At 72.2% G+C, this 25,035-nt stretch carries 21 protein-coding genes; 11 read left to right on the forward strand and 10 right to left on the reverse strand.

Going from position 1 to position 25,035, the window contains the following annotated elements:
- Nucleotides 1-86 precede the first annotated feature (86 nt).
- On the forward strand, nucleotides 87-2,846 hold the full coding sequence (locus tag ACGFI7_RS03200) for a glycoside hydrolase family 3 C-terminal domain-containing protein (RefSeq protein ID WP_393398479.1): 2,760 nt from the start codon (nucleotides 87-89) through the stop codon (nucleotides 2,844-2,846).
- The gene (locus tag ACGFI7_RS03205; protein ID WP_393398481.1) at nucleotides 2,843-3,847 is read left to right on the forward strand and encodes a LacI family DNA-binding transcriptional regulator; all 1,005 of its coding nucleotides are present in this window, start codon (nucleotides 2,843-2,845) and stop codon (nucleotides 3,845-3,847) included. The genes ACGFI7_RS03200 and ACGFI7_RS03205 overlap by 4 nt, the downstream gene beginning before the upstream one ends.
- A 12-nt stretch (nucleotides 3,848-3,859) precedes the next feature.
- Here the strand turns inward: ACGFI7_RS03205 and ACGFI7_RS03210 are convergent, their stop codons facing one another.
- From ACGFI7_RS03210 to ACGFI7_RS03220, 3 genes are all read right to left on the reverse strand, one after another.
- Nucleotides 3,860-5,308: a serine hydrolase domain-containing protein gene (locus tag ACGFI7_RS03210; protein ID WP_393398483.1), complete on the reverse strand. Its 1,449-nt coding sequence runs from the start codon at nucleotides 5,306-5,308 to the stop codon at nucleotides 3,860-3,862.
- 143 nt (nucleotides 5,309-5,451) lie between these two features.
- Nucleotides 5,452-6,828 carry a hypothetical protein gene (locus tag ACGFI7_RS03215; protein ID WP_393398485.1) on the reverse strand — a complete coding sequence of 459 codons (1,377 nt, stop codon included), beginning with the start codon at nucleotides 6,826-6,828 and terminating at the stop codon, nucleotides 5,452-5,454.
- 183 nt (nucleotides 6,829-7,011) lie between these two features.
- Nucleotides 7,012-8,757, reverse strand: coding sequence for an acetyl/propionyl/methylcrotonyl-CoA carboxylase subunit alpha (locus tag ACGFI7_RS03220; RefSeq protein ID WP_393398487.1), 1,746 nt, complete (start codon nucleotides 8,755-8,757; stop codon nucleotides 7,012-7,014).
- Nucleotides 8,758-8,951: 194 nt separating this feature from the next.
- Between ACGFI7_RS03220 and ACGFI7_RS03225 the strand changes: the two genes are divergently transcribed.
- From ACGFI7_RS03225 to ACGFI7_RS03235, 3 genes are all read left to right on the forward strand, one after another.
- On the forward strand, nucleotides 8,952-9,224 hold the full coding sequence (locus tag ACGFI7_RS03225) for a WXG100 family type VII secretion target (RefSeq protein ID WP_364301259.1): 273 nt from the start codon (nucleotides 8,952-8,954) through the stop codon (nucleotides 9,222-9,224).
- A gap of 76 nt (nucleotides 9,225-9,300) precedes the next feature.
- The gene (locus ACGFI7_RS03230) at nucleotides 9,301-10,458 is read left to right on the forward strand and encodes a S8 family serine peptidase (protein ID WP_393398489.1); all 1,158 of its coding nucleotides are present in this window, start codon (nucleotides 9,301-9,303) and stop codon (nucleotides 10,456-10,458) included.
- A gap of 102 nt (nucleotides 10,459-10,560) precedes the next feature.
- On the forward strand, nucleotides 10,561-12,786 hold the full coding sequence (locus tag ACGFI7_RS03235) for a hypothetical protein (protein ID WP_393398491.1): 2,226 nt from the start codon (nucleotides 10,561-10,563) through the stop codon (nucleotides 12,784-12,786).
- Between the two features lie 135 nt (nucleotides 12,787-12,921).
- On the opposite strand, the gene ACGFI7_RS03240 is transcribed toward ACGFI7_RS03235, so the two are convergent.
- The 7 genes from ACGFI7_RS03240 to eccCa all read right to left on the reverse strand — a co-directional run bounded on the left by ACGFI7_RS03240 (nucleotide 12,922) and on the right by eccCa (nucleotide 20,346).
- Entirely contained in the window at nucleotides 12,922-13,206 is a 285-nt protein-coding gene (locus ACGFI7_RS03240) for a YbaB/EbfC family nucleoid-associated protein (protein ID WP_393399590.1), read from the reverse strand.
- Nucleotides 13,207-13,218: 12 nt separating this feature from the next.
- A complete protein-coding gene (locus ACGFI7_RS03245) occupies nucleotides 13,219-13,578 on the reverse strand; it encodes a YbaB/EbfC family nucleoid-associated protein (protein WP_393398493.1) in 360 nt (119 codons plus the stop codon).
- Complete coding sequence (locus ACGFI7_RS03250) at nucleotides 13,578-14,417, reverse strand: hypothetical protein (RefSeq protein WP_393398495.1); 840 nt, start codon at nucleotides 14,415-14,417, stop codon at nucleotides 13,578-13,580. The genes ACGFI7_RS03245 and ACGFI7_RS03250 overlap by 1 nt, the downstream gene beginning before the upstream one ends.
- The gene (locus tag ACGFI7_RS03255; RefSeq protein ID WP_393398497.1) at nucleotides 14,414-14,848 is read right to left on the reverse strand and encodes a hypothetical protein; all 435 of its coding nucleotides are present in this window, start codon (nucleotides 14,846-14,848) and stop codon (nucleotides 14,414-14,416) included. Before ACGFI7_RS03255 ends, ACGFI7_RS03250 begins: the two co-directional genes overlap by 4 nt.
- A 91-nt stretch (nucleotides 14,849-14,939) precedes the next feature.
- The gene (locus tag ACGFI7_RS03260; protein ID WP_393398499.1) at nucleotides 14,940-16,061 is read right to left on the reverse strand and encodes a WXG100 family type VII secretion target; all 1,122 of its coding nucleotides are present in this window, start codon (nucleotides 16,059-16,061) and stop codon (nucleotides 14,940-14,942) included.
- Complete coding sequence (locus ACGFI7_RS03265) at nucleotides 16,058-16,366, reverse strand: hypothetical protein (RefSeq protein WP_393398501.1); 309 nt, start codon at nucleotides 16,364-16,366, stop codon at nucleotides 16,058-16,060. The genes ACGFI7_RS03260 and ACGFI7_RS03265 overlap by 4 nt, the downstream gene beginning before the upstream one ends.
- Nucleotides 16,363-20,346, reverse strand: a complete 3,984-nt coding sequence (gene eccCa, locus ACGFI7_RS03270) for a type VII secretion protein EccCa (RefSeq protein WP_393398503.1) — start codon at nucleotides 20,344-20,346, stop codon at nucleotides 16,363-16,365. Before eccCa ends, ACGFI7_RS03265 begins: the two co-directional genes overlap by 4 nt.
- Before the next feature lie 146 nt (nucleotides 20,347-20,492).
- Here eccCa and eccD point away from each other — a divergent pair, with 146 nt between their 5' ends.
- From eccD to ACGFI7_RS03300, 6 genes are all read left to right on the forward strand, one after another.
- On the forward strand, nucleotides 20,493-21,965 hold the full coding sequence (eccD, locus tag ACGFI7_RS03275) for a type VII secretion integral membrane protein EccD (RefSeq protein ID WP_393398505.1): 1,473 nt from the start codon (nucleotides 20,493-20,495) through the stop codon (nucleotides 21,963-21,965).
- A gap of 28 nt (nucleotides 21,966-21,993) precedes the next feature.
- Nucleotides 21,994-22,437 (forward strand): YbaB/EbfC family DNA-binding protein, encoded by a 444-nt coding sequence (locus ACGFI7_RS03280; RefSeq protein ID WP_393398507.1) that lies wholly within the window; start codon nucleotides 21,994-21,996, stop codon nucleotides 22,435-22,437.
- A 171-nt stretch (nucleotides 22,438-22,608) separates the two neighbouring features.
- Nucleotides 22,609-22,956: a WXG100 family type VII secretion target gene (locus ACGFI7_RS03285; RefSeq protein ID WP_393398509.1), complete on the forward strand. Its 348-nt coding sequence runs from the start codon at nucleotides 22,609-22,611 to the stop codon at nucleotides 22,954-22,956.
- Between the two features lie 17 nt (nucleotides 22,957-22,973).
- Nucleotides 22,974-23,279 carry a WXG100 family type VII secretion target gene (locus tag ACGFI7_RS03290; protein WP_393398511.1) on the forward strand — a complete coding sequence of 102 codons (306 nt, stop codon included), beginning with the start codon at nucleotides 22,974-22,976 and terminating at the stop codon, nucleotides 23,277-23,279.
- Between the two features lie 78 nt (nucleotides 23,280-23,357).
- A complete protein-coding gene (locus ACGFI7_RS03295; RefSeq protein WP_393398513.1) occupies nucleotides 23,358-23,750 on the forward strand; it encodes a hypothetical protein in 393 nt (130 codons plus the stop codon).
- Nucleotides 23,751-23,757: 7 nt separating this feature from the next.
- Nucleotides 23,758-25,032, forward strand: coding sequence for a WXG100 family type VII secretion target (locus ACGFI7_RS03300; RefSeq protein WP_393398515.1), 1,275 nt, complete (start codon nucleotides 23,758-23,760; stop codon nucleotides 25,030-25,032).
- Nucleotides 25,033-25,035: the final 3 nt, after the last annotated feature.

Consider the following 25,035-nt stretch of genomic DNA (forward strand, 5'->3'; position numbering starts at 1 on the left):
TGCACCCTTCATGAAACCCCGAGAAACACTGAGGTAACCCCACCGGCCGGTCATCGAAGCGCTTCGACACTCCCCAGAGGATGGCCATGCACGAACCCTTCCGCGACCCCGAGATCCCCCTCCACGACCGGATCGCCGACCTGTCGCGCAGGCTCACGCTCGAGGAGAAGGTCGGCCTGCTCCACCAGTACCAGGCGCCCGTCGACCGGCTCGGCGTGGCGGCGTTCCGCACCGGCACCGAGGCCCTGCACGGCCTGGCCTGGTCAGGCCCCGCCACCGTGTTCCCCCAGGCCGTCGGGCTGGCCTCGACCTGGGACCCGGAGCTGGTCCGCCGCGTCGGGGAGGCCACCGCCGACGAGGTGCTGGCGTTCCACCACAAGGACCCGACCGGCGCCGGGCGCAACGTGTGGGCCCCCGTGGTCAACCCGCTGCGCGACCCGCGCTGGGGGCGGAACGAGGAAGGCTACTCGGAAGACCCGTGGCTCACCGGGCTGATGGCCGCCGCCTACGCGTCGGGCCTGCGTGGGAGCGATCCCCACGTGTTGAAGACCGCGCCCACGCTCAAGCACTTCCTCGCCTACAACAACGAGACCGACCGCTGCGTCACCTCCAGCAACGTGCCGCCCCGGGTGCTGCACGAGTACGAGCTGCCCGCCTTCAGGCCCGCCATCGAGCAGGGCGCCGCGGTGGCCGTCATGCCCTCCTACAACCTGGTCAACGGCCGGCCCGCGCACCTCAGCCCGCTCATCGGCGAGGTGCTGCGCGCCTGGGCGCCGGACGACATCCTCGTGGTCAGCGACGCGTACGCGCCCGGCAACCTGGTCACGCTGCAGGGCTTCCACGCCGACCCCGCCGAGGCGTACGCGCACGCGATCAAGGCGGGGCTCGACAGCTTCACCCAGGACGACGACCGGGCCGAGGCCACGCTCGGGCACATCAGGGAGGCGCTGCGGCGCGGCCTGCTGACCGAGGACGACGTCGACGCCGCCGTGCGGCACCTGCTGTCGATCCGCTTCCGGCTCGGCGAGTTCGACCCCGCGACCCCGTACGACCACGTCACCGAGGAAGTGGTCAACTGCCCGCGCCACCAGGAGCTGGCCCGCGAGGCGGCGCGGCGCTCGTTCGTGCTGCTGGAGAACGACGGGTTACTGCCGCTGCGCGACGTCACCACGGTCGCGGTGATCGGCCAGCTCGGTGACACGCTCATGGAGGACTGGTACAGCGGGACGCTCCCGTACGCCGTCACCGCCCGCGCCGGGCTGGCCGAGCGGTGCGCGACCGTCTTCTGCGAGGGCGTCGACCGGGTGACGATGACCGCGGAGGCGGGCCACGTGGCGGCCGACCCGGCGGGCGGGCCGCTCAGCCTGGGCGCCGAGCCCGGCCGGTTCGACGTGTTCGACTGGGGCGGCGGGGCCTACGCGCTGCGCGCCGCGGCCACCGGCCGGTTCGTGTCCGTGGACGACGGCGTGCTGGTCAACGACCAGCCGGGGCCGAACGGGTGGGAGGTGCGCCAGACGTTCCGGATGGAGGAACGGCCGCGCGGCGCCGTCGCGCTGCGGCACATCTCCACCGGCTGCTACGTCGGCGTCGCGGGCGACGGGACGCTCCGCCTGGTCGACGACGCCGACCAGGCGCTCTGGCTGGTGCTCGATGTGGTCAGGAGCGGCGCGGAGCAGGCCGCCGAGCTGGCCGCCACCGCCGACGCGGCGATCGTGGTCGTGGGCGACCACCCGCTGGTGAACGGCCGCGAGACCGAGGACCGCAGCACGCTCGCGCTCGCCCCCGCCCAGGACGCCGTCGTCCGGGCCGTGCTCGCCGCCAACCCGCGCACGGTCATGGTGATCAGCAGCGGCTACCCGCTCACCTGGGCCGCCTCCGGGGTGCCCGCGGTGCTCTGGTCGGCGCACGGCGGGCAGGAGTACGGGCACGCGCTGGCCGAGGTGCTGCTCGGCGACGCGGAGCCCGGGGGCCGGCTCACCCAGACGTGGTACCGGTCCGAGCAGGAGCTGCCCGACCTGCTCGACTACGACATCATCACCGCCGACGCCACCTACATGTACTTCCGTGGCATCCCCCGCTACCCGTTCGGGCACGGGCTCGGCTACACCGACTTCGGCTATTCCGGCCTGGCCGTCGCGTGCGACGGCGAGACGGTCCGCGCCGAGGTGACCGTGACCAACACCGGGCCGCGCGAGGGCGTCGAGGTCGTCCAGTTCTACACCCACCAGCAGCGCTCCCGCGTCAAGCAGCCGCTGCGCCGGCTGCGCGGCTTCGAGAAGGTGCGGCTCGCGCCGGGCGAGAGCCGCACCGTCCGCCTCGACCTGCCGGTACGCGAGCTGGCCTGCTGGGACGTGACCAGCGGCCGGTTCGTCGTGGAGCGCGCCCCGCACCGGCTCATGGTCGGCCGCAGCGCCACCGACCTGCGGGTCGCCGCCCGCTTCGAGGTCGACGGCGAGACCATCCCGCCGCGCCGCGGCCTGCTGCGCGCCGTGGACCACGACGAGTACGACGCGATCACGTTCACCGCGTCGGACCGCGAGCGCGGTGAGGCCGTCACGGCCGACACCGAGGGCGCCTGGATCCTGTTCCGGCAGGTGGACCTCGGCGGCGCCGCCTCCTGCCTGGCCGTGCTGGGCAGCACCGAAGGCGGCATGATCACGCTGCGGATCGGCGACCCCCTCTACGGGAAGCCGATCGCCACCTTCCCCGTACCCAGGACCGGCCGGTACGACCTGCACGCCATCGCCGCCTCCCTTGCGGCGGCGCGGGGAGTGCACGATCTTTATGTCGTGTTCGAGAACGAGGGTGTCACGCTGAGCCAGATCGACTTCGGAGCCGGCACTTGAGCGGGCGCACGGTCACCATCACGGAGGTCGCCCGGCATGCCGGCGTGGCCGTGAGCACTGTCTCGTACGTGCTCAGCGGCAAGCGCACGATCTCGGCCGGCACCCGGCGCCGGGTGCTCGACAGCATCGACGCGCTCGGCTACCACCCGCACGCCGGCGCCCGCGCGCTGGCCAGTAAGCGGGCCAACGTGATCGCGCTGGTGCTGCCGCTGCGGGCCGGCATGCACGTGCCGGTGCTGATGCGGTTCGCCAGCGCCGTCGTCACCGCGGCCCGCCGCTTCGACCATGACGTGCTGCTGCTGACCGCCGACGAGGGCACCGACGGCATCAGGCGGGTGGCGGCCAGCGCGCTGGTGGACGCGTTCGTGCTCATGGACGTCGAGCTGAACGACAACCGGGTGCCGCTGCTGCGCGAGCTGGCCGAGCCCAGCGTGCTCATCGGCTTCCCCGCCGAGCCCGCCGGCCTCACCTGCGTCGACCTCGACTTCGCCGCCGCCGGCGGGCAGTGCGTCGCCCACCTGGCGGAGCGCGGCCACTCCCGGATCGCGCTGCTCGGCGCGCCCGCGGTCGTGTACGAGCGCGGCACCGGATTCGCCCGCCGCACCCGCGAGGGGTTCGTCGCCGCCGTGGCCGCGCACCGGGTGACGGGCGTGGCGCTGCCCTGCGAGGAGACGTTCGACGAGGTGTACGCGACGCTGGCCAGGCTGCTCGCCGACCAGCCGGACCTGTCCGGGCTCGTGGTGCACAACGAGGCCGCGGTCGGTCACGTGCTCAGCGCCCTGCGCCAGCTCGGCCGGCGCGTCCCCGAGGACGTGGCGGTGGTGGCGATCTGCCCGGACGACGTGGCGGAACGTGCCAGCCCGCCGCTCACCTCCGTGCTGATCCCGGCCGAGGAGGTGGGCCGGGAAGCGGTCCGGCTGGTGATGGAGAAGCTGGACGGCAAGACCGTCCCCGACGCCACCCTGCTCACCCCGCACCTGGCCCTGCGCGCCAGCACCTGACGGGAACGGTCCTCAGACGACCAGGACGACCGCGAGACCGGCCAGCAGGGCGACGGCGAGGGCGGGGGACAGCCAGGTGTGCCACTTCACCGGCTTCGCGCTGACCGGCAGCCCGGGCCACCGGGTCAGGGCGGCGCCCAGGCCCGCGCCCAGCACGCCCGCGCCCAGGGCCCACACGAACGGCGGCACCACGTCCCAGCCGCCCGCGGTGTGGCCCAGCGCGAGGAAGAGCGCCGCCCACAGAACCCGGCTCACCACCGAGACCCGGTCCAGGCCCGAGCCCCGGAACGCCGCGTAGAGCAGGCCGAGCCCGGCGAACGGGAAGGCCAGGGCGAAGATCAGCGGCCGGATCTCCGGGCCGCCGCCGTCCGGCGCCTCGGCGCCCAGCAGCCGCAGGCCCACCCCGTCGACCCGCGCGCCGGTGTTGCCCATGACCACCACGCCCCGGCCGGAAGCCCGGTCGAAGCCCGCGTACGTGCCGAACCCGCCGGTCCCGCCGTTGTGCCAGGTGATCTCCTTGTCCCCGTACCGGGTGGTGAACCAGCCGTAGCCGATCCGCTCGCCCTCGTCCGCGTCGAACCGCGGCCGCGCCGCGTCGGCGCCCGGCGCGGAGCCCGCCATCACGGCCTGGACGAGCCGGGCGACGTCGGCCGAGGTGGACCAGACGGAGCCGCCCGCGCCGGCGTGGCCGTGGTCGAGCCACGGCTCCATGGACTGCCCGTTCGCGCCCTCGCCGTGGGCGCGTCCGGCGGGCAGCGGCTCGCCGGGCTGGACCACCACGGTCGCGTCCATGCCGAGCGGGGCGAGCAGCCGGGTGCGCAGCAGGTCCTCGTAGCCGGTGCCCGCGTGCTCGGCCAGCGCCTGGCCGAGCAGGGCGACGCCGAGGTTGGAGTAGGAGACCTCGCCGCGCTTCCCGGCCGACACCGCCGCCGCGTCGTCCAGCATGCTCTGCGGCCCGGCGGTGCCGTACGGGTTCTCGCCGGCGAAGACGTACAGGTACGAGCGGAGGAAGCCGACCGGCGTCAGGCGCACGCTGGGGATCCCCGCCCGGTGCGAGGACAGCTCGGCGAGGGTGGCCGAGGCCACGGCGGGATCGGAGAAGGGCACGCGGGGCAGCAGGTCACGCACCGGGGTGTCGGGGGAGAGCCCCTCGTCCGCCAGGTCGGCCAGCAGCATCCCGGTCAACGGCTTGGCGATCGAGCCGAGCTCGTAGGAGGTGTTCTGGTCCACCGGGCGGGGGTCGGGGCCGCCGGTGTCGCCCACTCCGGCGTGGCGGACCCGGCCGTCCTCGATGAGGGTGACGGACAGGCCCCGGTGCTCCTCCTGCCCGGCGGCGTCCCGTACCAGCTCGGCCAGGGCGGGGTCGCCGGTGGTCGCGGTGCTCAGCTCGGGTGGCCTCGGGGCCAGGAACAGGGCGAGGGCGGCCACGACGAGGGCGGCCAGGGCTGCGGCACGCTTCATGACTCCGATCCTACGTAATTCCGGAATTACGGGCAAAATGAAGGACAAGAGAGCCTCTTGCCCAGGGAAGCTGCCGGATATCCGGAAAAGCGAAGAGCGCGCTCCCCGAAGGGAACGCGCTCGTCACGGAACAGGCGGGTCGCCTACCAGTCGCCGCCGCCGAAGTCGCCGCCGCCGAAGTCGCCCCAGCCGCCGCCGCCACCGAAGTCGCCGCCGCCGAAGTCACCCCCGCCGCCGAAGTCGCCGCCACCGGCACCGGCGTCGTAACCGCCGCCGAAGCCGCCCATCGCGCCCATCATGCCCCAGCCCATCATCTGGCCCATCATGGTGCCGATGAACATGCCGGTCATGATGTCGCCGAAGCCGCCGTAGTAGCCGTAGGCGTACGGCTGGTAGGCCGGGCCCGCGTCGTAGTAGGGCCGGCGCTGGCCGTCGACCATGACCTCGCGCATCTGCGGGTCGAAGCCGCGCTCCACCGCCTCGGCGTCGGCCTTGCAGGCGGGCACGTCGCGCACCACGCCGCCTTGCGGGGCCCAGCGCACGTCACGCACCGAAGGACCGTGCTGCGGGTTGAAGAAGCAGGGCGCGCGCCGCTCGGGCACCGGCTGGTTGTCGACCCTGGCCTTCACCACGGCCAGCGCGTAGCGGCCCTCCTCGAGGGTGCCGGTGACCTCGCGGACCTGGTCGGCCCGCTCGACCGCGGCGAGCTGCGTCTTGGCCTTCTCGTAGGAGTCGAGAGCCTGCTGCCACTCGTCGATGTGCTTGCCGCCCTCGCCGGAGAGCACCACGTCGGTGTCGAGCGCGGTGATCTCCTCACCGAACTTGGTGACGTCCTCCTCGACGGTCTGCTTGACCGCGGCCAGGTCCTTGGCGTCCTGGATGGCCTGCTTCTTCTTCTTGTTGCGCGAGTAGAGGAAGTAGCCGCCACCGCCGGCCAGCGCGAGCACGCCGAGCGTGGCCAGCGCGCCGAAGCCGCTGCCGTCGTTGACCGGGCCGGAGTCGAGCGCGGAGCGCGCCTTGCCCTCGGCCATCAGGTTGACCCGGGCGATGAAGTCCTGCATGCCGTCGACGACGTTGTCGTTGTTGCGCACGGCGAGCTTCGACAGCTGGTCGGTCATGCCGGCCTTGCCGAAGTTGGACACGGCGAAGAGCGTCGGGCCGTCGAGCACGGCGACGGTCCACTGACCGCCGGACGAGGACTTCTTGGCCGTGCCGACCGCGTCGCCGAGCTGCTTGATGTAACCGGCGGGGTCGGTCACCGTGCCGTCGGGCAGAGCCGCGACGTAGATGTCGTTCTTGGAGTCTTTGAGCGCGTCACGGATCTCCGACTGCTGGTCAGAACTGAGCGCGGACCCGGACTCGACGAAAAGCGGGTCGCCGCCCTTCCAATGGGAGAGCACCGTCTGGGCGTCGGGCGGAGCCGCCGCCGCGTTGGCGGCAGGGGACAGCGCAAGAGTGACAAGTAGACCGGCGATGAGAGCCGCGATCGCGGCCCCTGCGCGGCGCAACGGGTGTGTCATTGGCAGCAAGCCTCCTTCGCCCATGAGGACGAACGGGCGGTCGGCAAAGTTCCTCACTCCGCACGTTACCTGCCCGGAGCCGTGTGGGTGCGCGGCGATCCCCGCGGATCGGGCGGCTCCTCACCTCCGGCAGCCCCGAAAACGGCGAAACCGGGCCCATCCCGGGCCCGGACCGCCCTGCCGTCACGCGTCCTTGATCTCGCAGATCGCCGCGCCGGCCGTGACCGTCTGGCCGACCGCCGCGGCGAGGCCGGTGATGACGCCGGACTTGTGCGCCGTCAGCGGCTGCTCCATCTTCATGGCCTCCAGCACCACCACGGTGTCGCCCTCGGCCACCGTGTCGCCGTCGCCGGCCACGACCTTGACGATCGTGCCCTGCATCGGGGAGACCAGCGCGTCGCCGCTCGCCGCCGCCTTCTTCGCGCCGCCCCCGGCGCGCCGGGGCTTCTTGGCGCCGGCCGCGGCCGGGGCGGCCGCGCCGAAGCCCGCGGGCAGCACGACCTCCAGCCGCTTGCCGCCGACCTCGACCGTGACCGTCTCGCGCGCCTCGGGCTCACCGGTCTCGGTCGCGCCCTCGTACGGGGCGATGGTGTTGTCGAACTCGGTCTCGATCCACCGGGTGTGGACGCTGAACGGCTCGCCGGTGAACGCCGGGTCGGACACGATCGCCCGGTGGAACGGCAGCACCGTCGGCATGCCGTCGATCTCGAACTCGGCCAGCGCCCGCCTGGACCGGTCCAGTGCCTCCTCGCGGGTCCGGCCGGTCACGATCAGCTTGGCCACCAGGGAGTCGAACGCGCCCGGCACCGTCATGCCCGCCTCGTAGCCGGCGTCGAGCCGCACGCCGGGACCCGACGGGGCCCGCATGGCGGTGAGGGTGCCCGGGGCGGGCAGGAAGTTGCGCCCCGCGTCCTCGGCGTTGACGCGGAACTCGATCGAGTGGCCGCGCAGCTCGGGGTCGTCGTAGCCGAGCGGCTCGCCGTCGGCGATCCGGAACATCTCCCGTACGAGGTCGACGCCCGCGACCTCCTCGGTCACCGGGTGCTCGACCTGCAGGCGGGTGTTGACCTCCAGGAAGGAGATGGTGCCGTCCTGGCCGACGAGGAACTCGCAGGTGCCGGCCCCGACGTAGCCGGCCTCCTTGAGTATGGCCTTGGAGCTGGAGTAGAGGATGTCGAGCTGCTCCTGGCTGAGGAAGGGCGCGGGCGCCTCCTCGACGAGCTTCTGGTGGCGGCGCTGCAGCGAGCAGTCGCGCGTGCTGACCACGACCACGTCGCCGTGCTGGTCGGCCAGGCACTGGGTCTCGACGTGCCGCGGCCGGTCGAGGTAGCGCTCGACGAAGCACTCGCCCCGGCCGAAGGCGGCCACCGCCTCGCGCACCGCCGACTCGTACAGCTCGGCGACCTCCTCCAGGCGGCGCGCCACCTTGATGCCGCGCCCGCCGCCGCCGTAGGCGGCCTTGATCGCGATGGGCAGGCCGTGCTCCTCGGCGAACGCGACGACCTCGTCGGCGCCGGACACCGGGTCCTTGGTGCCGGCGACCAGCGGCGCGCCGACCTTCTGGGCGATGTGCCTGGCCTGCACCTTGTCGCCGAGCGCGGCGATGGCGGCGGGCGGCGGGCCGATCCAGATCAGGCCCACGTCGATGACCGCCTGCGCGAAGTCGGCGTTCTCGGCCAGGAATCCGTAGCCCGGGTGCACCGCGTCGGCGCCGGACCGCGCCGCCACGTCGAGCAGCTTGCGGATGTCGAGATAGGTCTCCGCGGGCGACTGGCCGGTCAGCGCGTACGCCTCGTCGGCCACTTTCGCGTGGAGGGCGTCACGGTCCTGGTCGGCGTAGACGGCCACGCTTCCGAGGCCCGCGTCCTTGCACGCGCGGGCCACTCGTACGGCGATCTCGCCGCGATTGGCGATGAGAACCTTCTGCACCGACATCCATCCTTCCTGGGCGAGCACTGCGGGAAGTTTAAGTGCTCAAAAACGATCACCTGCAGGTGGGTCAGGCCAGATGGTGCTGCATTCGACCATAGCCGCTCGGTATGGAGGCCGACGACGCGGTGGCGCCCGATCTAGGGTGAGGGCGCTTCCCCGTCCGACCCAGCGTCCCCAACCAGGAGGTTTGCATGAGCCAGAGCATGCTCGGCGGCGACCCTGCAGAGATGCAGGCGATGTCCGCCCAGTTCAAGCAGCAGTCCGAGGCCGTGCGCGCCACGATGTCGGCGCTGGACAAGGAAGCCGCCAAGGTCGGCACGGCCTGGACCGGCCCCGGTGCCCAGAAGTTCCAGGGCGCGTGGCAGAACTACCGGACCGCCTTCCAGCGTATGACCGAGGAGCTGATCGAGGCGTCCCGGGTCATCGACACCTACCGGGGCAACATCGAGTCCGCGACTCGCTGACGGCGGCCACCGCGGAAGCCCCGGCCGGCGCCGGGGCTTCCGCGCGCCGTGACCCGGCGCGCTAATCTTTCCCGACATGTTCGGTCGCGCCCTCCTGGCGAGTCTGCTCGCCCTGCATCTCGTCGTGGCCCCCTGGCCGGCCACGGCGGCGGTCGCGGACGACAAGTGCGATCCGGGCAAGGGCACGCTCAAGCTGCCCGCCGGAGAGCCGTGGGCGCAGAAGCGGCTCGACATCAAGAACGCCTGGCGGCTGACGAGGGGCGCGGGGGTGACCGTCGCGGTCGTCGACAGCGGCGTCGACTACAGCCATCCGCAGCTGCGCATCTCCAAGATCATCGACGAGACGCACACCGGTCACTTCGACTGCGTCGGCCACGGCACCGCGGTCTCCGGCATCATCGGCGCCCGCTACCTCGCCGGCGTCCCCTTCCACGGCGTCGCGCCCGACGCCAGGGTCGTGATGGTCAAGCAGAGCAACAAGAAAGAGGGCGACATCGGCAAGCTCGTCGACGCCATCAACCACGCCGTCGACGCCCGGGCCGATGTGATCAACGTGTCCGTCCGCGCCTCCGACCACCCGGGGCTGCGGGCCGCGGTCCAGCGGGCGCTGGCGGCCGACATCGTCGTGGTGGCCGCCGCCGGCAACATCTCCGGCCCCGACGACGAGGACGTGCCGGCCTACCCCGCGTCCTACGACGGCGTGCTGTCCGTGGGCGGAGCCGCCCCCGACGGCCGCCGCGTCGACTCCTCCAACGCCGCCAGCCCGGTCGGCGTGGTCGGCCCCGGCATCGACCTCACCGCCCCCTGGCCGGGCCGGAGCTACAAGCGCGGCCTGGAGGGCACCAGCTACGCCGCTCCTTACGTGGCCGGCACCGCCGCCCTGGTCCGGGCCCGCTTCCCGCGGCTCAACCAGGAGCAGGTGCGCCGCCGCATCATCGCCACCGCCGACGGCGCCGTCGGCGGCGGCACCGGCGCGGGCATGGTGAACCCGCTGCTCGCGGTCACGGCGGTGCTGCCGTACGAGGCCGCCAACGCGCCCGTGGTGGCCGACCCGCCGCCGTCCGCGCTGCCCGCCGACGCCATCGCCAAGGTCCCGCCCCGCGACGAGACCGCCATCAGTGTCGCCACGGCGATCGGGGGCGGCGCACTCATGATCGTCATGGTGGCGGGGGCGCTGGCGCTGCTCGTCCCGCTGGGCCGGAGGCGGCGCTGGCGGGCCAGTCGGCCGACCTGATTGCGACTTAACGGCTATTTGTCAATTCGTCGGTGAAACCACTGATGCAAATGTGGCAGATGCGGTTGAATGTCCCTTCGAGATCATGCTCTTGATGAAGGGATGAAGATGCACCCCCTGCGGCCGGGTGATCCCGAAAAGCTGGGCGCGTACGTCCTCTCCGGACGGCTGGCGGACGGGCCGCGCGGGGCGGCGTTCCTCGGCAAGGAGGAGTCCGACGAGGCGCCGCTGAGAGTGGTCAAGTTACTGCCCGCCACGCCGGACTCCGGCGAGGACGAGATCGCCCGCATCACCGGTGTGGAACGCGTGTCCAGCGCGTACGTCGCCAGAACCCTGGAGGCGGGCCGGCACGGCGACCACCTTTATGTCGTACGCGAGCACGTCGAAGGACGCTCGCTCGCCGAGGTCCTGGCCGAGGACGGCCCTCTTGAGGCCGACGCCCTGGAACGGGTGGCCGTGGGCGTGCTCACCGCGCTCACCGCGATCCACCTGGCGGGCATCACGCACCGGGGGCTCACCCCGCACAACGTGATCATCGGCCCCGACGGCCCCCGCGTGACGGACATCGACCTCGGTGAGCCCGCCGGCGAGACCGGTTACCGGGCGCCGGAGCAGATCCGGGGGCTCGCGTACGGGCCCTACGCCGACGTGTTCGCCTGGGCGACGACGGTCGTGTTCGCCGCGACCGGGCAGCCGCCGTTCGGCCACGACGAGGCCGCGGTGCTCGACGGCGAGCCCGAGCCGGGTGACCTGGACGAGCCGCTGCGCCGGGTGGTCATGTCGGCGCTGTCCAAGGACGTCGCGCAGCGGCCGACCACCTACATGGCGCTGCTGCAGCTCCTCGGCGACAAGCGGGGCGGCGTCGTCGCCCGCAAGGGCAGCCCCGAGGGCGCGCCCCTCCAGGGCGTGCCGGTGCCGGGCATCCCGATGCAGGGCGCGCCGGGTCAGGGCGTGCCGGGTCAGGGTGTGCCGGGTCAGGGCGTGCCGTTCGACGGCGTGCCCATGCAGGGCGTGCCGGTCGACGGGCCGCCGCCGCAGGCCTGGGGCCCGCCGCCGGTGCCGCCGCAGCCGACCGCTCCGCTGCCTCCGCAGGCCGGCGGTCCCGTACCTCCGCAGGGCGCTTCCGACGGCCCTGTGCCGCCGCAGGGCGCCCTTCCCGGCGGCTCCCCTCAGGGAGCGCTCCCAGCCGAGCAGGAGCCGATGCGCGGCGTGACGGTGCCGCCGGCCGCGCCGGGCTGGGCGCCGCCGCCGGAACAGCCCCGGCAGGCGCCTGTGGCGGGGCAGACGGTGCCCTCCCGCGCGCCGCGCAAGTTCCCCGCGGGCCTCGTGGCCGCGGTGGGCGCGCTGGCGCTGCTGTCCGGTGTGGGGCTGTGGGGCGCCAACCAGTACGCCTCGACGCAGCGCTTCGAGCCGGTGGCCGCGGCAGGCGACCAGGCCGAGGAGCGCGGCTCCGGCCGCGACAAGGTGGAGAACGGCGTCGCCCAGGGGGAGAAGAACCCGGCCCCGCAGGACGACCAGCCGCAGGGAAGCCAGCCCGAGGTGACCGTGCCGTGGGCCACGCCGTCCAGCGGCGAGGCGAACGACGTCGGCCCGATGGTGCTGCCCACCGACTGGACGTCGCAGCCGCCCGCGACTCCCGAGCTGAGCACCGTGCCCACGCCGGTCCTGGTCACCACCCAGCCGGTGCCGCAGCAAGCCACGGCGCAGCCGACGGTGACCGTGACGGAAGACAGGAACGGGAAGCCGACGGCGCGTCCGACGCGGGCGCGGGACAGGGTCGAGCCGACCGGGTCGCCCGCGCCGACCGCCACCGTCACCGCGACGCCCACCCCGACGCCGACGCCGTCCCCGACGGTCACGGTGACCGTGACGCCGACCCCGACGCCGACCGTCACGGAGACCGTGGCGCCCTCGGCGGTGCCCACCGTGGCGCCGACGGCGGTCCCGACCCAGAAGCCGACCCAGAAGCCGACGGCCAAGCCCACGGCGACCGCCAAGCCCGGGGTGAACCCGTACTCGGCCGTCCAGGTCTGCGGCGAGGGCTTCTACGTGCAGCGCAGCCAGGCCTTCAAGGGCGGTGAGACCTTCCAGCTCTACAACGCCTCCGCCGGGGTGAACTGCGTGGTCACGCTGAAGAGGGTCAACATCGGCAAGGCGACCGAGGTGAGCGCCACCCTGGAGGTGCAGGGCGGCGAGACCAAGACCGCGCTGGGCAACTACGAGTACTACGCCGGCCCGGTGAAGGCGCCCGCCAAGGGCAAGTGCGTCCGCTTCGCCGGCAGCGTCGAGGACGAAGGCGTCCGCACCGGCTGGGCCAACTGCGGCTGACCCACCCGGCAGAAACCCCCTCCGGTGATCCGGAGGGGGTTTCGCGTTTCTCGACCGTTTCCCCCGCCGGAGCGCCTTCCCCCGAACGCCGGAACGCCTTGCCCCGAACGCCGGAACGCCTTCCCCCGAACCTGGTCAGGGGAGGCGCGGGAGCAGGCCGGTCCTGGCGGCTTCTGCCTGGTCCTCGGCGGCGGTGATGGCCGCGAGGATGGCGTCGGCGAGGCGGCGGGCGTCCGCGCGGCTCCGGGTCAGCGGATGGACCCGCAGGTCGAGCAGGGTGCCGAGGGCGTCCGTGACGGCGACGACGCGGCCTTCGTCGGCCCTTCCGGTGAACCGGCGCGCGCGCCACTCCGCCGCCGCCCGCTCGGCCCGCCGCGCCGTGGCGATCAGCTCCTCCAAGCGGGCCATCGCCTCTTCCATCTCCCGCACCGTTCACCCCTCCCGCATGACACGCTCGACGTGGGCGGCCAGCGGATCGGTGGCGCCGTCCGCCGGGCCGCCGGTCAGCTCCGTCAGCCGGTCGCCGAGTGCGCTCCGCGCCGCCGCGACGGCCTCCATGACGGCCCAGGCCACTCCCTCGTGGTCCAGGTCGCGCAGGCCCCGAGCGTCGATGTCCAGCCCGGTCAACCGGCCGGTGCCCGAGACCCGGGCCCGGACGGCGCCGGTCGCGTCGGTGCCCTCCAGCCGCTCCCGCGCCAGCTCGTCCAGCGTGCGGGCGAGCCCGGCCGTCCAGCCGTCCACCTCACGCAGGAGGGCGGCGAGGTCGCCGTCCCAAGCGTCCGGCCCGCTCATCACGCCTCCCCCGCGGGCACCCACAGGTCCCGCACGGCGGCCGGGTCCTCGATGGTCGGCGACAACCGCAGATCGCGTGCTCCTCGCCCGGGGTCGCCGGATTCGTAGAAGGCCCCGCGCAGGTCGTTCAGCTTCAGCTCCAGCTTGTTGAGGTCGCCCTCGTACGAGTTGTAGACGTCGGCGAACTGCTTGACGAGGTTGCCGAGCGCGGTCGTGAACACGCCGACCTGGGTCATCAGGGCGACCCGGGCGACGGGCTGCGCGCTCATGGAGGCCAGGGTGCGCAGGATCGGCGCGGAGCCGGCGTACAGCCCGATGACCGACAGGTCGTACTCGAGAACCTCTTTGAACTGACCGTGCATGGCGCCGCTCATCTCGTCCCCGACCTTGCCGAGCTGGCCGAACAGGCCGTTGACGTTGAACCTGATGTACTGCTGCAGCATTCCGGCCGCCTGCCCCTTCCAGTGGGGCGAGACGTCGTCGAAATAGCCGCGCCAGAGATTCGCCCGGTCGCCCTCCAGCGAGCCGGACATCTCCTTCCAGGTCTCGCGCCGGTCGTAGAACAGGAAGGGGTTGCCCAGGTTGGCGGTGGCGGCGACGTCCATGGCGAGCGCGGCCCCGCCGAGCCCGGACAGCAGCATCGCGCCCCTGGTGGTCTGGCGCAGCGGGTTGAGCTGGGTGACCAGGCGCTTGAAGAAGCCGGGGTCGGTGCGCGTGGCGGCGGGCGGCACCTGGACGGTCCTGGTGACGTTGCCGCGGGTGTCTGTCAGGTGGAGCTGCTGGACACCCGGCGGGGGAGTGGTCCGGCCGGGGACGACCAGCTCCGAAGGCTCGGTCACCGGTGCTCCGCCCGACGGTAGTTCAGGGCGGACCTGCTGATCTTGCCCGCGTCGGTGACGAGGACGTCGCGCAGGATGCCCGCGCTGTCGCTCCAGGTGTCGGCGATGGTGTTGAACCGGTTGACGAACATCAGGCCGACGACGGGCATCCCGGCGAGGGGAGCCAGGTTCCACCCCTCGAAGCGCGGTGTCCGCTGCCTGACCAGACCCACGCCTTCCGCGGCCTCGGTCATGGTGCCGGCGAAGCTGTCGAGGTAGCCGATGGCGCTCTCGTAGCCGGACTGGCCTGAGCCGCCCGGATCGCGGACGGGTGTGGTCCGCGTCCCGGCGGCGGTGGTGGGCAGCAGCGCCGGCGGCAGGCAGACGGGTGGCGGGCATCCGGGGGCGTGCGGGCACGGGCTGGTCAGCGCGGGCTCCTGATCAGTCGACACGTGATCTTTGTACCAGTGCGCCCCGCCGGAAATTTCGGTGTTTGCCCAGGTGAAGGGCAGTGTTCACGCCGCCGTAACTCCGTATGCGGGATCAGTACGGCTTGTAGCCGCCGCCGCGTGACAGTGACGCGATGCCCGGGTGGCCGGACAGGTCGCCGTAGCGGCTGTAGGTGTAGAGCACCCCGGCGATGATGTTGTCCACCGGCTCCCGGATCTTGTCGTAGCCGGGCAGGTGGTGGGCGTTGAACGTGGGCGGGATGGTCTGCATCAGGCCCTGGGACGGCACGCCGTTGCGCGCGTTGATGTCCCAGTTGTTGATGGCGTTGGGGTTGCCGCCGGACTCGTGGTGGATGATCGTCCAGATCCGCTGGATGTCCTGCGGGTCGTTCGGGTCCAGGTCGCTCACGTCCAGGCCGCGCCGCCGCAGGATCGCGGCCATCTCCGGCGACTTGATGACGGTGAGCGCCTGCTTGATCCACTCGACGACCTGCGCCCTGGGCGCGGGGGTGTTCCCGTACGAGGACGGCGCGCCGGCCCCGCCGCCGGAGACGTTCACCGCGCCGGGGCCGCCGTCGGTCGAGGCGAGCGTGGTGCGGTCGTCGCGGTATCCGGTGGGGCTGTAGCCGGTGACCTTGCGCCAGTCGGCCTCGTTGTCGCCGGGCAGGAAGTCGGTGCCGCCGGGCTGGCGGATGCCCTTGAAGAAGCCGAAGCCGTCCTCGCCGAGCTGCTTCTCCAGGTCGCCCTTGGCGGTGGTCAGCGCCTCCTCGGCGTCGCTCACGGCCTTGCGGGCCTGGCCGACGGGGTCGCCGCCGAGCTGGGCCTTGACGTACGCGTCGACGTCGCTCTGGGCCGCGTCGGCGTGGTCGCCCCGGTAGGTGCTCTCCGCCGTCCCCGCGGACGCGTGCAGCCCCTTGACGGTGCCGTGGGCGGTCTCCAGCGCGTTGGCGGCGGTGTCGAGCGCGGTGGCGCAGGAGGTGAGCGCGCCCTGCAGGTCGCCGCCGGCCTTGGGGTAGGCGGCCATGTAGCCGGTGAAGGCGGTGGCGGAGCCGCCCGCCCAGGCCTTGCCGACCTCGTTCACGTTCGTCACCAGCCGGTTCGTGGCGGTGGCGACGTGCCCGCCGGCCGTCCGCAGACTGCCGGCCAGGTCCCTGATCGCCTGCGGGTCGCCGGCCAGTTTCGCCTTGAGCGCGGCCAGGTCAGAAACCACGCTCATACGGTCGAAGCCCCTTCGGCGCCGCGGAAGTTGGTGGCGACCTCGCCGAGCGCGCGCTCGACGTTCTCCAGGCGGTTGCGCCCCGCGCCGAGCTCCTCCCGTACGGAGGCCCAGACCGCGTCGATCTTGCCGGCCAGCCCCGCCGCGCCCTCCAGGGTTCCGAAGATCGTGGAATCGGTGTCGCCGGACGGGGCCTTGAGGTCCGTGCCGACGAAGGCGTCGTCGAGATCGAGCATGTTCTTCACCCGCAGTGCCTGCCTCCCGCACTCCTCCAGCGCCTGCACGTGCACGTCGACGAAGGTCACTGTTGCTCCTGCCCGAGGTAGGCGGTCTGGATCAGGCGCGAGCCGAGCCTGCGGTCGACGTGGAAGCCGCGTCCGACGGGCAGCTGCTGCGGCCGCACGTTGCCGAAGAGCTGGCCTTCCTCGCGGTTGCCCGACATGATCAGCGCCGGGCTGGCCATCTCCTTCAGCCGCTGCACCGCCTGGTCGAACATGGCACGGCTGGCGCCGCCGCTCTGCCGGGCCAGCACCAGGTGCAGGCCGATGTCGCGGGCCTGCGGCAGCAGCTCGGCCAGCGGCAGCAGCGGGTTGCTGGTGGTCGCCACGAGGTCGTAGTCGTCGACCACGATGTACAGGTCCGAGCCCTGCCACCAGCTCCGCGAGCGCAGCTGCTCGGGCGTCAGATCGGCCGGCGGCAGGCGGTTGAGCAGGGCACTGCGGGCGTCCTGGATCAGCTCGGCGGCGGCCGTGCTGGAGGCGGCGTAGCCGATGCGGTGGTCGGTCACCGCCGTGTCCAGCAGCGAGCGCCGGTAGTCGATCACGATCATCATGGCCTCGCTCGGCGTCTTCCGCGTGACCAGGCCCTCCATGATCAGCTTGAGCACGTTGGACTTGCCGCACTCGTTGTCGCCGAACACGATGAAGTGCGGATCGGTGTCGAAGTCGAGCATGACGGGCGCGAGCGCGTCCTCGTCGATGCCGATCGCGATCCTGCCGGGCCCCGTCTGCTCCGGCCCCGGCAGCTGGGCCACGGGCAGCAGCGACGGCAGCAGGCGCACCGGCGCCGCCGACGGCCCCTGCCACGACTGCCGCACGGCCTCCACGAGCGAGCGCATGCCCTCGGAGACGTCCGCGGCGCCGCGCCCGCCGTCGATGCGCGGCAGCGCCGCGAGGAAGTGCATGCCGTCGCGGGTCAGGCCGCGCCCCGGCACGCCTTCGGGCACGGCGATCGACGCCTTCCTGCTGATCTCCGACTCGTACGCGTCACCCAGCTTGAACTCGATCCTGGTGCCGAACAGGTCCCTGATGGCCGGCCGGAACTCCGACCACTTGTTGGTCGCGGCCACCACGTGGATGCCGTAGCCCAGCCCGCGGGCCGCCAGGTCGGTGATCACGGCCTCCAGGCTCTCGAACTCCTGCCTGATCGTCAGCCATCCGTCGACGACCAGGAACACGTCGCCGAAGCCGTCGCTCTGGGCGGTGCCCTCGGCCACCATCCGGCGGTAGGTCGCGATGGAGTCGATGCCGCGCTCGGCGAAGCCCCGCTCGCGCTGCCGCAGGATCCCCGACACCTCGGCCACGGTCCTGCGCACCCGGTCGGTGTCGAGCCTGGTGGCCACGCCGCCCACGTGCGGCAGCCCGTCCAGGATGCCCAGGCCGCCGCCGCCGAAGTCCAGGCAGTAGAACTGCACCTCGCGCGGCGTGTGGGTGAGCGCCATGCCGGTGATCAGCGTGCGCAGCACGTTGCTCTTGCCGCTCTGCGGCCCGCCGGCCACGCCGATGTGCCCTGCCGCGCCGGACAGATCCAGCCAGTACGGGTCGCGCCGCTGCTCGAACGGCTTGTCGATGATGCCGATGACGGTGTGCAGGGTGCCCCGGCCGGCCCAGCCGGGCGTGGACAGCCCGAGCTCCGGGGTGACCGAGAGCGCCGGCAGCAGGTGTGCCAGCGTGGGCGGCTCGCCGAGCGGGGGCAGCCAGATGCGGTGCGCCGCCGGGCCGTGCCCCTGCAGCCGCCGCACCATGATGTCGAGCAGGCTGGTCTGCGACGAGCGCTCCTCCACCTCGGCGACCGGGGCCTCCTTGGGCTTCGGCACGACCGGGAGCGGCACGTACGCCGAGCCGTACTCGACGACCTGGCGCAGGATCGTGTGCCCGTCGTCCGAGGCGGCGCGGCGGCCGTCCGGCTGGTAGGGGCCTGACACGTACGCGGCCTTGAACCTGGTCATGCCGGTGGTGTCGAACTTGAGGTAGCCGTTGCCCGGCGCGGAGGGCAGCTCGTAGGCGTCGGCGACGCCCAGCACGACCCGGCTCTCCATGGCGGAGAACGTCCGCAGGCCGATCCGGTACGACAGGTGGGTGTCCAGGCCGCGCAGCCGTCCTTCCTCCAGCCGCTGCGAGGCGAGCAGCAGGTGCACGCCGAGGGAGCGGCCCAACCGGCCGATCATCACGAACAGCTCGATGAACTCCGGCTTGGCCGACAGCAGCTCGCTGAACTCGTCCAGCACCACGAAGAGCGTCGGCAGCGGCGCCAGTTCGGCCCCCTGCTCCCTGGCCCGCTCGTAGTCGCGCAGCGAGGCGTAGTTGCCAGCCGCCCGGAGCAGTTCCTGGCGGCGCACCATCTCGCCGTGCAGGGCGTCGAACATGCGGTCGACCAGCGGGAGCTCGTCCTCCAGGTTGGTGATGACCGCCGAGACGTGGGAGAGCGAGTCCAGCCCGAGGAAGGTCGCGCCGCCCTTGAAGTCGACCAGGACGAAGTTGAGTATCTCGGACGAGTGCGTGACCGCCAGGCCCAGCACCAGCGTGCGCAGCAGCTCCGACTTGCCGGAGCCGGTGGCCCCGATGACCAGCCCGTGCGGACCCATGCCGCCCTGGGCGGACTCCTTGATGTCGAGTTCGACGACCCGGCCGTCGGCGCCGAGCCCGATCGGCACCCGCAGCCTGTTGCGGCCGGCCCGGGGCCGCCAGGCGACCGCCGGGTCCAGCAGGCCGGGATCGCCGACGCCCAGCAGGTCGGTGAGCGTGGTGTTGACCGAGAGCACGTCCTCGGCGTCGCCGCCGCCGGCCGCCGAGGTGCGCAGCGGCGCGAGCTGCCTGGCCAGGCCCTCGGCCCGCAGGTAGTCGAGGCGGTCGGGGTCGCCGAGCCGGGTCCTGTGCTCCTTGCCCGTGTGGTCGAGCTTCACCATGTGGAACCCGTCCGGCTGGACGTCGAGCCGGAGCGTGCTCTTCTCCTCCACGTCGGCGGTCGTGCCGGACAGGTCGATGACCGTCACGCCCTGGATGGCGTCACTGCCGAGCTGCGACTCCTGCGGCACGTGCCCGCCGTCCACGATGAGCACGTGGTACGGGAGCGCGTCGGCCGCCGCGCCGGGCCGGAACCTGGCCCGTTCCTTGAGCTCACCGCCGACCAGCCGGTCCAGCTCGCTCAGGTTCTCGGTCATCAGCCGGACCTGGCCGGCCGCGTCCGTCTCCTCGGGATGCAGCGCGTGCGGCAGCCACTTGACCCATTCCCAGTAGGGCATCCACTCGCCGCTCGCGCACACCATGATCCGCATGTCGTCGGGTGAGTGGAACACGGTCAGCTGAGCGATCATGGAACGCGCGAGGTCGCGCACGGTCGCCGGGTCGCCGCTGACGCGGATCCTGGCGAACGAGCCGAGCGCCACGGCGACCGGCAGCCCGGCCACGGTGGAGTGCGCCCTGATGAACCTGCGCAGCGCGCCGGCCGACAGCGCGTCCAGGTCCTCGACCGGCTTGGAGTCCGGCGGGATGAGCTGGATGGCGAGCTTCTGGACACCGGTGCCGAGCCGCACGGTGGCGAAGTCCTCGTCGCGCGGCCGCCGTTCCCACAGCCGCGGGCCCATGGCGATCCACCACAGGGCGTCGGGTTCGGGCCCGCTCCACTCCAGGGCCTCGCGCTGCTGCCTGGCCGCACGCCGGGTCCGCTTGCGCACCTGGCCCAGGTAGCGGAAGTAGTCGCGGCGGGCGCCGTTGAGCTTGTACTTGCGCTCGCCGAGCTGGCGGCCCAGCTGGCCCGCCGTCATGCCGACCATGGACAGCGCGAACAGGCCGCTGGCCACGTACATGATCGGGTTGGCGTTGCCGAAGGCGGTGAACATGAGGGCCATGGCCGCGGCGCCCGCGAGCATGGGCAGATAGGTCAGGACCATCGAGAACCCCTGAGGCTGGACCTCGGGGATCTCGGGCGGGGATTCGAGCAGCACCTCGCCGCGCGGCGGTTTGGGGCCGGGGCGGCGTTCCGGGCGGCGTACGACGACGATGCTCATCGAGACGTTCTTACCAGAAGAGACCCGATATGTTCTCTGTTGTCCGTGACCATTGGTGGGGACGGAGAGTTGAGATGGGACATATCGTTCAGGGCCCTCCACCCGGATCGCCGTCCCCCATGGGACCGCCGCCCGGTCAGCCCCCGATGCACGGGCCGCCCGGCGGGTTCAGGGGGCCGTCCGGGTTCTCCGGTCCGCCCGGCCCGCCGCGCGGACCGATCCAGCAGGGCGCGCTGGCGCAGGTTCCGGTGCCGTTGCCGGCCCAGTGCCACGTGACGATCGTCGGCCCGCGGCGCAAGGCCGACCTCGCGCTGCCCGCCGACATCCCGCTGCCCGCGGTGCTGCCCAGCCTGCTGCGCGCGCTGGGCGAGGTGAACGGCGACTCCGCCGCCGCCCCCGGCTGGACGCTGCAGCGGCTCGGCGGCGCGCCGCTCGACCTGGGGCAGAGCCTGGGCACGCTGGGCGTGCTCGACGGCGAGATCCTCTACCTGCGCCCGCGCGAGGCGATCCTGCCGCCCGCCCTGTACGACGACGTGGCCGACGTGGTCGCCACCGGGGTGCGCGAGGGCCGCGGGGCGTGGACCGCCAAGCAGACCAGGATCATGGGCGCCAGCGGCGCGACGGCCCTGCTGGTGCTGGGCGCGGTGGGGCTGGCGATCTCCGGCATACCTGCGCTGACCGTCACCATCGTGGCCGCGCTGCTGGCGCTGCTGCTGATCGTCACCGGCACGCTGCTGTCCCGGGCGGTCGGGGATTCCATGGCCGGGGCGCTGATCGGGCACGCGGCGCTGCCGTACGGGCTCGTCGCCGGGCTGTTCGCGCCCGGGAACGCGGCCGGCTACGGCGCGCCCCACCTGCTGGCGGCCCTCGCCTGCACGGCCCTGGTGGCCGCCGTGGGCGGGGCGCTGATCTCCGACGGCGTGCCCGGCTTCCTCGGCACCGCCGGGGTGGCCACCGTGGGCGGCATCTGCTCGGCGATCGTGATGGTGTGGTCGCCGCCGCCGGCCGGGGTGGCCGCGCTGGCCGTCGCGCTCCTGCTGGCGCTCAGTCCGCTGGTGCCCACGCTCTCGTTCCGGCTGGCCAAGGTGCCGCTGCCGGCCATGCCGACCACCGCCGAGGAGCTCCGCGCCGACAACCAGCGGCTGGACGCGTCGGCCATCCAGGAGCGCACCAGGGTCGCGCAGGGCTACGCCACCGGCATGATCGCCGCGATCGCGCTCTCGGCGCTGGTCGCGCTGCTGCTGCTGGTGCTCGGCGACGGCTGGGTGATGGACGTCATGACGGTGTCGCTGTCGCTCACGCTCATCATGCGGGCCCGGGTGTTCCGCGGGCTCGGCCAGCGCGTCTGGCTGATCGGCACGGGCCTGTCGGGTCTGGCCATGCTGGCGGTCTCGATGGTCGGCCAGGGCGGCGTCGTCGGCTCGGTGGCGCTGGCCACCGCGATCCTGTGGCTGGCGCTGATGACGGTGGGCATCGGGCTGTGGCTGGCGACGGGCAAGCCGTCGCCGTTCTGGGGGCGCGCGGCCGACATCCTCGACATCGCGCTGATCGTCCAGCTCTTCCCGCTCGCGCTGGGCGTGCTCGAGGTCTACGCGTGGGTGCGCGGGCTGTCCGGGTGATCCGTTCGTTCGTACCGGAGGTTGAGAGATGCAGGAGTTCGGCGACTTCGCCAACATCGACGTCGACAAGCTGTTCAAGGGCATGGACGACCAGTTCGCCCGGCTGGAGAAGTTCCAGGAGGGCATGGGCGACTGCGTGGGCCGGGCCGAGGACGAGGACGGCCTGGTCGTCGTGGAGTTCGGCCAGACCGGCGTGCGGGAGCTGTTCCTGCACCCGAAGGCCATGCGGCTGGGCTCGGCCGAGCTGTCCGACATGATCAAGACCGTGCTGGCCGAGGCGACGGCCGACTTCCAGCGGAAGTTCAGCGAGCTGGCCGACGAGGCGTTCGGGAAGCAGGACAACCCGATGCGGTTCGGCGACGACCCCGAGGCGGCGGTGGGCGAGATCAGGAAGGCGGAGGCGGCCTACGACCGGGCGTTCACCGATGTGATGGGAGAACTCGACCGCATCCGCCGTCGGCTGGAGCTCTGACGACCTGCAGATTCACCATTAAGTCGCTACAGCGCGACCAATCCGTAATCTGAGGATTCTGGGAATCTTGGGGTTGATGTTGACTAACATGACTTTTGATGTTGTTCGCGGGGGTCAGTAACACCTTGTCGCCCGCGTGACAGACGACGCCATGTCGACTTGGAGGGTCCAGTGGCACTGTACGGGGCAAGTCCGACCCAGCTGACCAACGCGGCAGGCTACTGCCAGGACACCGCGCAGTACATCGAGGGGATGCGCCAGCGGGTGCAGCAGATCAAGGCCGACCTGACCACCCAGGGGTGGAAGGGCGGGGCGGCGCAGCGGTTCAGCCAGGCTCTCGACCAGTGGGACGGGGAGTTCAAGGGGGTCATCAAGATCCTCGAAGACATCTACGACCGTCTCAACATCGGCGCGGGCGTCTACCGCAACGCCGCCGACCAGAACATGGACATCGCGGGCGGCTTCGCGGGCGCCGGCGAAGCCGGTCGCATCGACTCCCTCATCAACGCCAACCGCTGAGCAGGACGGACATCACCATGAGCATGCCTGACGACTACACCTATGTCCGGTTCGGCTCCATGGAGCAGGCCTACGAAGAGCTCAAGAAGGTCATCACCGAGCTCGACCGGGCCACCGACGACCTGTACCAGGACATCCAGCGCGAACTCGGGGCGAGCTGGGAAGGCGAGGCCGAGGCGTTCTTCGAGACCAAGCGCAACCAGTGGAACGAGCATGAGAAGGCCATGGGCCGCCAGCTGTTCCAGGCCGCCGAGGCCGTCAGCATCGCGAAGGGCAACTACGAGTCCGCTGAGCGGCGCAACATCAGCATCTGGACCGACTAGCCCGGTCCGTCCTTTCTCTCGGTCATCGCAGGTCCGCGGTGGCCGAGAGACTGCTGCGAGTGGAGAGGAACCACGGGGATGGCGGAGCCGGAAGAGCGCGGGGACGAACTGCCGGTCAACCCGAGCCTGTTCGACGCTCGGGAGAACTCGCCGGCCAGCATGCGGGTTATCGCGGAGGAGTTGCGGGCCAGTCTCGAAGCCATGCTCGGCAACGGCGAACGGCCCAACGGCAACGTCAACCAGATCGCGACGGGCGACCGGCCGGCGGACGAGGAGATCCCGCTGACCACCGCCCAGATCGGTCAGTGGAACGACGCCTCGGCCCTGGCCGCGACCGTCGGCTCGCAGAACGCGGGCCAGAAGTTCGCCGACGTCTACCAGAAGTTCATCACGGCGTACCAGAGCGTGGTCGAGGCCGTCGAGGCCAGCGCGGCGAACCACGACGGCGCGCGTCAGGCCAACGAGGGGTGAGCGCCTGGTGAGCAAGCAGGAAATCGTCACAATCCCGTCCTACGCCAGCACGCCCTTCGGCGACCGGCCCTGCTCGAACAGCCAGGAGATCAACTCGTGGCTGGACGGCACCGACCCGACCTATGTGCGGGGGGCCGGGCAGACGTACGCCAACGCGTCCAGCAAGGTCGAGCAGGCCGTCAACGCCCTGGAGGAGCACGCCGGCCGGATCGTCCAGATCTGGAAGGGGCCCGACTCCGCCCTGGCCCGCGACGCCCTGCTGCTGCTGCACGCGACGGGCCAGGAACTGTCGACCAAGATGCGGCAGATGGGCACCGCGCTGCAGACGTACGCGGGCCACCTGGAGACGGCCAGGACAGAGGCGAAGCGGGCGCCGACGGGCGCCGAGGTGGCCGGCAACCACCTGCAGGCCACCGACGCCGAGGATTCGGTGATCCTGCAGGCGGCCAAGAACACGATCGCCCAGGACGCGATCCACAAGCTCAACACGGAGATCGTCACGATCTTCAACTCCGAGGTGCCGCCGTACATCATGTACGAGCTGCCCACGGTCAACCTCCCGGGCGCCGGGAGCTACGACAACCCCGGATACCCGATCGGCACCACCTCGCGGGGTCCCACGTTCGGCTCGCTGGCCACCGACCCCTCGGGCGTCGGGCCCGGCGCGACGGTCGGGACGACCCCTGTCGGCACCACCCCGGACGGGACGAACCCCGGCGGCGTCGACGGCACCGACCCGAACAACCCGAACAACCCCAACGACCCGAACGACCCGAACAACCCCGATGGCCCGAACGGTCCGGGCACCCAGGAGCCGGACCCGCCGCCGGACCAGAACCCGGCCCAGAACTCGGCGACCAACCCGGGCGACGGCACCGCGCCCCCGGTCATCGGCGCGGAGAACCGGACGACCACCGACGGCACGGACGGGGTGAACCCCTACCAGACCGACCTGGCGACGTTCACGCCGACGACCGCGGTGACGCCGACGACGTTCACGCCGGTGACCAACACGGTGACGCCGTACTCCGTGGTGGGCACGTCGCCCGGCGTCCCTTCCGTGATCGGCTCCCCGGGCGCGCTCGGCGGCCAGTCACCGATGGGCGCGGTCGGGCGCGGGTTCGGCGGCGGCGGCCTGGGCGGCACCCCGTTCATGCCGTACATGGGCGGCGGGGCCGGCGGCGCGGGCGAGCACAGCGACATCGAGCGCACCACGTACCTGTCGGAAGACCCGAATGCCTGGACGACGGGCCATGACACGACCGACCCCGTGATCGGATGAGCT

It is taken from the genome of Nonomuraea sp. NPDC048826, from assembly GCF_043198225.1.
Lineage (GTDB): Bacteria > Actinomycetota > Actinomycetes > Streptosporangiales > Streptosporangiaceae > Nonomuraea.